A 10,005-nucleotide genomic window follows, 5' to 3' on the forward strand; every position below is an offset into this window, starting at 1 on the left:
AAATCGAGATACTGGAGAAACTGGGTATTCTTCCTGCTTCAGAAACCGAGGAAAAATCAGCTAAAAGAAAAAGAGGCAGACCGAAGAAGTCTGCCCGTCTATAGTCTATCGATTTGGGAAAGTTGTATTTGATTGTAGTGAGGATACCGGAATTGCTGAGGTCAAAAAGAGGGTTGTGGCTATGGAGGAAAATTTGAAGCGGCTGACAAAGCAGGAAGAAAAATATGCTGCCGAGTTGGAAGATGCCTTAAAGCGGTTCTCGGAATTAAGGTGGCAGGCAAAAGATGTGGATTCAGCAGAACTCTCCGAACAGCGGATCGCCTTACAGGGCGAGAAGATTCAAGCTGCCACTTCCAAGATTAAAGAGGCATACGGAGAAAAATTTGATCCGCTTATCCTGTTTGACAGTAAGCGTGATGTTTCTGAATTATTGGGGGAAAGAGGGACAATCTGTTCGTGAGCATTTGCAGAAAAAAAACAGGTGCAGACTTCTGAGCGTAAAAAAACTTCAAAGAAGCACGAGCAGGAAAGATAAATTTAGAGGGAGTAAATTCGCAAATTCACTCCCTGTTTTTCTATTCCTGTATTCTACGGAAAACTCTTTTTCTAAAATGGCGTCAGTCGTCGTTTTACAATAGACAAAACACATTGTGCTTTGTTGAATTTCTTATGTTTTACTTTTTGACAGTATCCAATTCAAAACTGTTTCATCATCAAACACGATATTCCCGCCGCCGTGGTAGTTATAAATATCACGGCTGTTAAAGTATTCGTTGTTGGGGATTTCGAGGATTAACAGTTCGCCGATTTGTTTATCTGTATATCCCTTTTCATGATAAGCCGCCTGCAATCCGTCATAGGCGGAGCGTGCCTTTTCAGAGCCGTAATACTCATCATTTTCAGCCATAAAGATATATACGGCAACATCATTCTGCGCTATCGGCTCATAAGCGCCGTCCCATTGTGAAGCTCCGTGCAGATACGCTGCATACAGATCGGGACGCATAGAAACCGCTTGTGACATTGTTTCCCCGCCAGCCGAATATCCGGCAGCGTAAACTCTTGATTTGTCAACGGAAAAGTTTTCGATAAAGTATTTGGTCAATTCAATTGCCTGCCGTGCAGATGTTTTGTGCCAGTCGGTAAGTTGAGCAGAAACCACAATCATATCTTCTTCAAGTCCTGTCCATACCCGAAAACCGTTCCACTCCAGATTACTGCCCGATGAATCCTCGCCAAACCACATCATACCATATCCCGGCATCGTCATTACTAACGGATAAGTCTTGCTCTCATCGTAATCCTCCGGCAAGTAATAACTATAATGAATTTCACCGTCGTTGCCGTTTAGAATCTGCTCGGCGATAGCACCGGTTTTTTCGGGTGATTTTTCTGTTTCATTCGGCACTTCCGATTCGGCAGGAACGGTGACAGATGTGCTGTTGTTTTCGGTATTGTCTATCGGCTGATTTGCCAAGCAGGCGGTAAGCAAAAGTGAAACAATCAATATAACAGCAGATAGCACCACACCTTTTTTCATTGATTTCACCTTTTTTGGAATTTTGCTGTTAATGCAGCTTTATCATCATCTCTGCAATCGCTGGATCATAGTGAGAGAAAAACAGGCTTTCTTTTTCGTCCAATGCCCGGATAGTGTTCATATCGCTTTCGTCCAGAACAAAATCAAAGACATTGATATTTTCTTCCATACGCTCCTTGTGGGTGGATTTCGGGATTACCACAACATCACTTTGCAAAAGGAAACGGAGAGCGACCTGTGCGGCGCTTTTATCGTGCTTTTTCCCGATTTCATTCAGCACGGGATTGGTAAAGAAATCCTTTCTACCCTCGGCAAACGGGCCCCAAGATTCGTGCTGTACGCCGTATTTCTCCATATACTCGTGGGCGATTTTCTGCTGTTGGAAAATATGCGTTTCTACCTGATTGATTGCAGGCTTGACCTCTACAAAACTACACAAATCAACCAGTCTGTCGGGATAAAAATTAGAAACGCCGATTGCACGAATCCAACCCTCTTTATAGGCTTCCTCCATTGCACGGTAAGTACCGTAGTAATCATTAAAAGGCTGATGAATCAAACATAAGTCGATATATTCGGTTTGCAGTTTTCTCAAAGATTCCTTAAGTTATTCCTTCGCTTTCTCATAACCGCCGTTTGCAATCCACACCTTTGTTGTAATAAAAACTCCTCACGGGGAATGCCGCATTTGTTAATAGCGTTTCCGACCGCTTCCTCATTGCCGTACGCTTGCGCTGTATCAATCAAGCGATACCCTACGCTGATTGCGTCTAATACGCAGCGTTCACATTCTTCATTGGATACCTGATATACACCGTAGCCCAGCTTCGGCATTTTGATTCCATTGTTCAAAGTTACATATTCCATTATTTTCACTCTTTTCGCTGTTATTTGTAACAGTCATTGCATTACAAATCTTCTTTTAGTTCCAGTTTGCTGTATGTCTCTATCAGTTCCGGCGTAGCCGTATAATAGCGTGTATTCTTATCCAGCTTTTGAATCTCCGACAATTCCTCATCTGTCAAAGAAAAATCGAAAATATTAAAGTTGTCACGGATATGCTCCGGGTTTTTAGAACCCGGAATTACAATGTTGCCGCATTGTGTATGCCAGCGCAGGATAATCTGTGCGTTGGTTTTTCCGTATTTTTACCCAAGCTTCGAGAACAGCCGCTCTTCCATCAAATTTTTATCGCCGTGTCCCAACGGATACCAAGCCATAAGAGCCATACCTGTTTGTGAAAGAATCTCTTTTAACTTTGTCTGCGGATAATACGGGTGCGCCTCTACCTGTACTACCTGCGGCTTGATTTCCATAGTATCAATAGCTTCTTGCAAAAGCTCATCGGGGAAATTTGAAAGTCCGATTGCTTTCACTTTCCCTTCCTTATAAGCTTTCTCAATGGCTTTATATCCTTCCCGCCAGTTATCGGTAGGCTGATGAAGAAAAAGCAGATCAATGTAGTCTGTATCAAGGCGCTTCAGGCTCTCGTCAATCGCCGTTTCTTTTTCATATACAGTTGGCTACAGTTTTGTTACGAGAAAAATATCCTTTCTCGCAACGCCGCTGCTTTTGATTCCCCGGCCTGTTCCGCTTTCATTCATATAGCCGTTTGCTGTATCAATCAGCCTAACACCGCTTTTGAGAGCATTTTCAACCGCACTTTATGCCTCTGCAGGTGTCATCATAAAAACTCCGATTCCTGCCATTGGCATTTTGATTCCGTTATTCAAAGTCACATATTCCATAAACTGTGCTCCTTATTTTACCTGTTCATAATCTTCATCGCTGACAACCTCGCACCATTCGGTATGGGTATTTTCTCCCGGCACTTCTACCGCAAGATGAGAGAACCAACTATCCGGAGCTGCTCCGTGCCAATGCTTCACGCCTGCTTGGATATTGACAACATCACCTGCCGTCATACAAATCGGCTCTTTACCCCATTCCTGATAAAAACCCCTGCCGGCAACGCAGACCAAAATCTGACCGCCGCCTTTCTCGGCGTGGTGGATATGCCAGTTATTCCGGCATCCCGGCTCAAAGGTCACATTGAAAATGCCCACCTGCTCTTTTGAGACAGGAGCAAGATAACTTTGTCCCACAAAATAACGTGCAAAGGCGTCGTTTGGCTGTCCGATCGGAAAGAGCATAGATTTTTCATAGACGGTTTTTTCGTCTGCTTCGTTTGCGTCCTCTTTCCAAATATCTTTTGCCAAACGAAAAGCTGCCCACGCTTTGGGCCAGCCTGCATAAAAGGCTGCGTGTGTAATGATCTCGGCAATTTCGCTTTTGGTAATGCCGTTCGCCTTTGCCGATTCCAAATGATGAACGAACGATGTATCGGTAAGTCCCTGCGAGAGAAGCGCTACCACGGTAATCAAAGAGCGTTCTTTCAAAGACAGTTTATCCTCTCTGCTCCATACCTGACCAAAAAGCACATCGTCATTTAGTTTTGCAAATTTCGGCGCAAATTCTCCGAGGGCGGTTCTTCCCGCCGTTTGCTTTACTGCCATACTGTTGTCCTCCTAACATATTGATTTATTGTTTTCTGATGTTTTTTGACAATTTAGCCGCTTCAGAACGATTAGTTGCCATACCTGCATATTTCATTCCGTAAAGTCCGGCAAAGCGTTTCATCGTATATTCTCCGGCTTCCAGCATCCATTTTTCCGGCGCAGCGCCTTGAAAGAGGAAATAAAGCGTTCTACCCGATAATGAGTCGTTCTCCACCAAGCCGTAGAAGCGATCCAACATATTTCGCACTGAGCCACAGATGTTGTGCCAATACAGAGGAGAGCCGATAACAATTACCTCTGCCTGTTCTATTTTCGCAATGACCTGATCCAGCTCGTCGTCCTCAAAGTTCTGCCCGTAGCTTCCGATTTTATAATCGGTCAGATTCAACGTTTCGTATTCTTTTCCTTTCAGAAGCTCTTTCGCAAGGGCAGCAGTATTTCCATTCTGGTTCGGGCTTCCGTTTATAAATAAAATATTCATTGTTTTTCTCCTGTTGTATGCATTACACATTTTTACCCATTTCATGGGCCTGTGTCATAGCGTGGGTATTCAGTATCTTGCCCTTTTCATAAACGCCTGTACCGTAAATCACACCCATTTCCTTTGCACCGTTTACGCAGTCTGCATAGCCACGGAAACAGGCAAGGGTGGTTTCCATAGACGATTTATCTTCATCGGCGGCGGTCATAATGTAGTAAAACTCTTTATCCTTAACATCCAGCCAGCGTGCAACTGTTCGGTCGATTACCGCCTTTAACTGTGCATCAATGGAATAGAAATAAACGGGGCTTGCAAGCACAAGCACATCGGCGTCAATCATCGCTTGCAGGATTTCAGCCATATCGTCTTTATAGGCGCACTCACCGCCGTGTTCACGGCAGAAATAGCAGGCGTGGCAGGGCGCTATCTTTTTGCTTGCAACATTGATTTTGGTTACATTGTTGCCGCTTTCCTTTGCTCCCCGCATAAACTCATCGCAGAGCAAATCGGAATTGCCGCCTTTACGGGGACTGCCGGATAAGATAAGTATATTTTTCATTGTTCAAATTCTCCTTGTTTAGTTTTTGTAGCCGAGCTCGGTCAGCCATTCGTCAACATCGCTTTGGGCTTCGTCCACATTGTTGCCCGAATAGGTAAAGGAGTCATCGGCCAGTACGGTGGAATCCGGACAAAGCTCGGCTACGGTAGAAATGCTGCTTGCACCTGACGAGCTGCCGTTGTGAGTAAAGAAGGGAATGATTGTCTTGCCGGACAGGTCATATTCTTCAAGGAAAGACCAAACAGGCATTGGCAGATCGTACCACCAAATCGGGAAACCCAAAAAGATAACATCATATTCAGCTATAGTTTCACTGTCTATATGAGAGGAAAGGGGCGGGCGGGTGCCGCTGTTCAGTTCGTCCTACGCCAGGTCAAATACATCATCTTCCGTATATTCCACTTCGGGGATGATTCTGAATAATTCACCGCCTGTTTTATCGGAAATCAAGTTCGCAACCTGCTGTATGTTGCCCGACCACGAAAAATAAGCTACCAAGATATTTGAATCTCCGGTTGTGCTTTCTTCGGGGGTGGTGTCCTCGGCATAGGTGCTGTATTTGCCTTCCACTGCTGGGATAAGGTCGTTTATCAGCTCATTGTGATAATTGTCGGTCAGCCGTAGAGCAACACCGTAATCCCCGCTGTCCTCCGGGCTTGTGTTGTTGTAGGTAGGACAAACAACAATCATCGGCTGAATTTCTCCGTTCGTAATCCCGTGATCGAGAATATGTTTCATTACCTGCGGCTCATCGGAGCTGCCGAGATAGGTATATTCGTTGCTCCAACCACCGTGCATAAGGTAGAAGACAGGATATTGCTTGCTTTCGTCATAGCCATAGGGCCGATATACAACGGTATGTTTTTGGAGCCTTCTGCTCTTTTCATTGTAGGAAAAGGATTCGTAAGTATCGTAATAAAGGTCTTGCAAAGTGCCCTGTTGTTCCGCCTCGGTCAAATAACTGTCGGGAATCGAGGTGAGCGAAGCAGGAAAATGATTTGCGGTATCATCTGAGTTAGTCGGCATACTGCTTTCAACCTCCAAACTGCTGCTTTCTGTTCCCGATACCTCGCTGCTTGTCGAGGTGTCGGGGGTCTGTGAATCACACGCCGAAAGAATGAGCGACGAGGCGATCAGCGTAGTCAAAATTAGAATACTTTTTTTATAGCGTTATCTTTCAAGGCTTTCTACCCAAGCCGTCACATCGCTTTCGCTGACGCCGGAAGGGAAACGCTCGCCTGTCAGCCAATCGCCTGTGCCTGCCATTTCAGCGAGCAGCTCGCCGCTTTCGCCAAGTCCCGAACTTGAAGATGTGGCAAAGGGAATCACGGTCTTTCCTGTAAAATCGTTTGCTTCGATAAATCCGTCAACGGGCCAAGCAGCAATCCCCCACCAAATCGGGTAGCCGATATAAATCGTGCCGTATTCGTCCCAATTTTCTATGGTGCTTTTTACAAGGGCAATATCACGCTCATTGAGGTTATCGTGTTCACGCACAACACGGCTGTTATCGTCCGTCCAGTTAAGGTCAGCGTCGCTGTACGGTTCGGCAGGCTCTAACTCAAACAAATCACCGTCTGTTGCGGTGGCAATGTAATTCGCCACATTCTCGGTATTGCCGGTTGCGGAGTAGTAGACAACCAATGTTTTTCTTGCTTCATCGGTAGGCTGCTGTGCTTCGGCAGAAGAATCGGGCTGTTCTTCGGCTTGCTTCAGATCAAGAGAATTTATCCAATCTACGATTTCCTGCTCTGCGTCTTAAATATCATTGCGGGAGATAGATTTGCCGTCCAACACCTCGGCATTGGGTTCAAGCTCTTTGATTGTGGAGATTGTACCCGAAAAGCCGCTGCCGCCGTGGGTGTTAAAGGGAATAATCGTCTTGCCGGAAAAATCGTACTCGTCAAAGAAAGGGTACAGGATCATCGGCATATCGCCCCACCAGTTGGGATAACCGACAAATATGTTTTCGTAGGTATCAAAGTTTTCAATCGTATCTTTGATTGCCGGTCTGGCGTTATCGCTTTGTTCTTCACTCGCAAGGTCAACCAGTTCGTCGTGGTCGGTGGGATAGGGCGTTTCCGGCTCAATGCGGAAAATGTCAGTGCTGACGGTTTCCTGAATCACATACGCCATATACTGCGTATTGCCCAGCGTTTCGCCGTTGATTACAACCGTACTGTCATCAACATTGTCGGGCATTGAGAAGTACACCACTAGATTTTTCCCGTTTGTGTCACTCGGTGCAGGAGTGCTCTCATTTGTAGGTGTATTGCTTTTTTCGGGAAGTGTTGCACTGGGGGGTTCGTTTGTTGAGCAAGCTGCAAATTACAGCACCATAGCAAGCATCATAAAAAGTGAGATAATCTTTTTCATCGTTTTTAGTCCTCGCTGTGTTTAGTAACATCTCTTGAAGATTTCAAGGATTTCTTCGTGGGTCATTTTTTTATAACTGCCGGGCATAAGGGCGCAGGAATCTGCAATGGTTTTCAAGTCGGTATTTTCATTCACTCCCAAGTCCTGCAAAGACACGGGCAGTCCGATTTCTACAATGAAATCTTCCAAAGCCTCAATACCTGCAAGGGCGATTTCTTCGTCCGTTTTGCCCTCTGTTGAAACTCCCATAACCTCGGTTGCAAATTGTTTGAATTTCGGGAGGCCGTATTTGTAAATATGGCGGTAGTAGACAGGGTGCAGAACGGCAAGCCCCTCACCGTGATTGCAGTTTGTGTATGCGCCAAGCTGGTGTTCCATTTGGTGGCACTCAAAATCCATTCGCTTGCCCAGTTTGATAATGCGGTTTTCCGCCATTGTCGCCGCCCACATCAAATTGCTTCGTGCGGTGTAGTCCTGCGGATTCTGAATAGCAGCACGCAGATTACGGACTACACTTCGCATAAGCGCCTCGGAAATATCGTCCGATACATTGTCCTCATTTGGTTCGCTGAAATAAATCTCCATAATGTGCGACAGAATATCAAATCCGCCGGAAACCATTTGCTTTTTTGGAACGCTGTAGGTATGGGTGGGGTCAAGCAGGGCAAATTTGGGGTTGCATTGCGGATAATCTCTGCCTGTCTTGATTTTCAATTCCTCATTGGTAATAACTGCTCCGCCGTTGCACTCGCTGCCCGTACCTGCCACAGTAACGATCACGCCGAGAGGTAACGGCTCGAAGTCAAAAACACCCGGTCTTTTCCAGAAATCTTCCCATACATCGACGTCATAATGGGCGGCAATCGAAATCGCCTTGCAGCAGTCCATAACCGAACCGCCGCCGATTCCCAAAAGCAGACTGACATCATTTTCCTTTGCCAGCTTCGCACCCTCCAATACCTTCGCATAGGTGGGATTCGCCATAATACCGCTAAACTCCACAACGGTTTTTCCTGCGGCTTCCAAGATGTTTGTTACCTCGTCATAGATACCATTTTTCTTGATTGAGCCGCCGCCATAACATAGCATAACGGTATCGCCGTAGGCTTTCGTCAGGCAGCAAAGGTATTCCTTTACACAGCCTTTTCCGAAAAACACCTTTGTAGAGTTTTCAAAAATAAAGTTATTCATTGTCATAGTCCTTTCTCTGATTTATTGATAATTTGAGCTAATCATTGCATTTGATTTTCCCAAAAATTCACAGCGTCGTTTATCCAACCCTCTGCAACCGTTCCCATTCCAAGACCGAAGCCGTGGCGAAGTCTCTCGTAATGATGAAACTCTGTTGGGATTCCAAGCTCGTTTAAGCGATTCAGCCGAGCCTCCATTGTACGCCAGTTTGCAATACCGTCATTTTCGCCCACACAAACATAGGTTGGCGGATCGCTTTGGCTGTATTCGCTGTGACCTGTGTACTGCATAATCACAGCCCCGGCCTGCGGTAAATCTTTTTCCCCGAACGCAGCCGTACCGTAAGAGCCGAGCCAAGCCGCCATTCTTCCTCCTGCCGAGCCGCCCCAAAGGGAATAGCAATCGGTGTTTACTTCTAATTCGTCGGCATTTTCAAATATAAAGCTGATTGCTCTCGCCAAATCCTCGCAGGCGGTCTCGGCACCGGGGCGGTAGATCAAGGCAAAGGCGTTGTAGCCCATTTTGGATAATTCCAAAGCGTGGGGAAAACTGTCGTGCATTGCACCTACATAGGCAAATCCACCGCCTGCGTTGCATACCGCAAACCGTTCGCCGGGATTTCCTTTGAAGAAAAATAAGCCTGTATCTTCTTTTGCGTGATCGGCCGCTTTTTCTTCATCGGTATAAATATCGAAAAAGATTACACCGCCATTTTCAGCGTGGCTTTTCATATAGTTTGCAATCTCTACCGTTTTGTCGGGATCAATATTGTTGTACCAAGTGAGCCCCAGTTCGCCCAATGTATCGCCGCTGTAATAGCTGCTGTTCACAGGGAATATCAGCCTGCCGTAATCGCCAAAAGCGGTGTCATTTATCACATCTGAGATCTCCGTATCTTGCGTATATTGTTCTGTATCATTCTGATTTGTCTGCACAGTAGTTTCTTCTCCTTTGAAATCTGTGTCCGATTCAATGCTGTTCATATATGCGATGCACCCTGCCAAGAAAACGGCTATGCAAATCAGTACCGCAACAAAAGAATTTGCTCTCAAAGCCGTCCCCATCCTTTCTGATTACATTATTAAAAAAAGGGGCTGTTAAATTTCTGACAGTCCAAAAATAAAAAGAGGCACCTGATCCGTAATGGATGAGGTGCCTTTTTTGGTAAAATATGTTCATGATCAATAAACAAAATTACCAAACACACTATAACTCGATTCAGGGCCGTTTGCCACTGCTCCATTCTCTCTTCCCTCATATTGAGATGGATTCTGTCTTCACTACTGTCAGTTCCTTTGTCGATGATTATCTCGACCTTGCCCTTTATCCTTCTTTTGCC

General features: G+C 45.6%; 8 protein-coding genes and 4 pseudogenes. 1 reads left to right on the plus strand and 11 read right to left on the minus strand.

The genetic code is table 11. The features are described 5' to 3' along the window. Positions 1-181: 181 nt before the first annotated feature. Complete coding sequence (locus BO222_RS07425; RefSeq protein WP_198932016.1) at positions 182-460, plus strand: hypothetical protein; 279 nt, start codon at positions 182-184, stop codon at positions 458-460. Positions 461-667: 207 nt separating this feature from the next. On the opposite strand, the gene BO222_RS07430 is transcribed toward BO222_RS07425, so the two are convergent. The 11 genes and pseudogenes from BO222_RS07430 to BO222_RS07485 form a co-directional block, all read right to left on the minus strand. Then, the gene (locus BO222_RS07430) at positions 668-1,540 is read right to left on the minus strand and encodes a carboxylesterase family protein (RefSeq protein WP_083647728.1); all 873 of its coding nucleotides are present in this window, start codon (positions 1,538-1,540) and stop codon (positions 668-670) included. A 28-nt stretch (positions 1,541-1,568) separates the two neighbouring features. Then, positions 1,569-2,407: pseudogene (locus tag BO222_RS07435) on the minus strand (aldo/keto reductase). 41 nt (positions 2,408-2,448) lie between these two features. Continuing rightward, positions 2,449-3,189, minus strand: a pseudogene (locus BO222_RS14070) (aldo/keto reductase); the annotation flags it as partial. Between the two features lie 111 nt (positions 3,190-3,300). Beyond that, a complete protein-coding gene (locus BO222_RS07445; RefSeq protein ID WP_075819789.1) occupies positions 3,301-4,056 on the minus strand; it encodes a carboxymuconolactone decarboxylase family protein in 756 nt (251 codons plus the stop codon). 25 nt (positions 4,057-4,081) lie between these two features. Next, entirely contained in the window at positions 4,082-4,540 is a 459-nt protein-coding gene (locus BO222_RS07450; protein ID WP_075819791.1) for a flavodoxin family protein, read from the minus strand. Between the two features lie 22 nt (positions 4,541-4,562). Next, positions 4,563-5,099 (minus strand): flavodoxin family protein, encoded by a 537-nt coding sequence (locus BO222_RS07455; protein WP_075819793.1) that lies wholly within the window; start codon positions 5,097-5,099, stop codon positions 4,563-4,565. An 18-nt stretch (positions 5,100-5,117) separates the two neighbouring features. Next, positions 5,118-6,125 (minus strand): annotated as a pseudogene (locus BO222_RS14075) (flavodoxin). A gap of 144 nt (positions 6,126-6,269) precedes the next feature. Beyond that, a complete protein-coding gene (locus BO222_RS07470) occupies positions 6,270-6,743 on the minus strand; it encodes a flavodoxin (protein WP_198932018.1) in 474 nt (157 codons plus the stop codon). Positions 6,744-6,857: 114 nt separating this feature from the next. Next, positions 6,858-7,325, minus strand: a pseudogene (locus BO222_RS07475) (flavodoxin); the annotation flags it as partial. A gap of 171 nt (positions 7,326-7,496) precedes the next feature. After that, on the minus strand, positions 7,497-8,666 hold the full coding sequence (locus tag BO222_RS07480; RefSeq protein ID WP_075819800.1) for an iron-containing alcohol dehydrogenase: 1,170 nt from the start codon (positions 8,664-8,666) through the stop codon (positions 7,497-7,499). A 41-nt stretch (positions 8,667-8,707) separates the two neighbouring features. After that, positions 8,708-9,649 carry an alpha/beta hydrolase gene (locus BO222_RS07485; RefSeq protein ID WP_233131224.1) on the minus strand — a complete coding sequence of 314 codons (942 nt, stop codon included), beginning with the start codon at positions 9,647-9,649 and terminating at the stop codon, positions 8,708-8,710. Positions 9,650-10,005 lie beyond the last annotated feature (356 nt).

Source organism: Ileibacterium valens (genome assembly GCF_001945525.1).
Classification (GTDB): Bacteria; Bacillota_I; Bacilli_A; order Erysipelotrichales; family Erysipelotrichaceae; genus Ileibacterium; species Ileibacterium valens.

What these genes read in the sequence shown, in the direction of transcription:
- BO222_RS07425 (WP_198932016.1), top strand. Translation starts at nt 182, where the DNA reads ATGGAGGAAAATTTGAAGCGGCTGACAAAGCAGGAAGAAAAATATGCT.
- BO222_RS07430 (WP_083647728.1), bottom strand. Translation starts at nt 1,540, where the DNA reads ATGAAAAAAGGTGTGGTGCTATCTGCTGTTATATTGATTGTTTCACTT.
- BO222_RS07445 (WP_075819789.1), bottom strand. Translation starts at nt 4,056, where the DNA reads ATGGCAGTAAAGCAAACGGCGGGAAGAACCGCCCTCGGAGAATTTGCG.
- BO222_RS07450 (WP_075819791.1), bottom strand. Translation starts at nt 4,540, where the DNA reads ATGAATATTTTATTTATAAACGGAAGCCCGAACCAGAATGGAAATACT.
- BO222_RS07455 (WP_075819793.1), bottom strand. Translation starts at nt 5,099, where the DNA reads ATGAAAAATATACTTATCTTATCCGGCAGTCCCCGTAAAGGCGGCAAT.
- BO222_RS07480 (WP_075819800.1), bottom strand. Translation starts at nt 8,666, where the DNA reads ATGAATAACTTTATTTTTGAAAACTCTACAAAGGTGTTTTTCGGAAAA.
- BO222_RS07485 (WP_233131224.1), bottom strand. Translation starts at nt 9,649, where the DNA reads ATGAACAGCATTGAATCGGACACAGATTTCAAAGGAGAAGAAACTACT.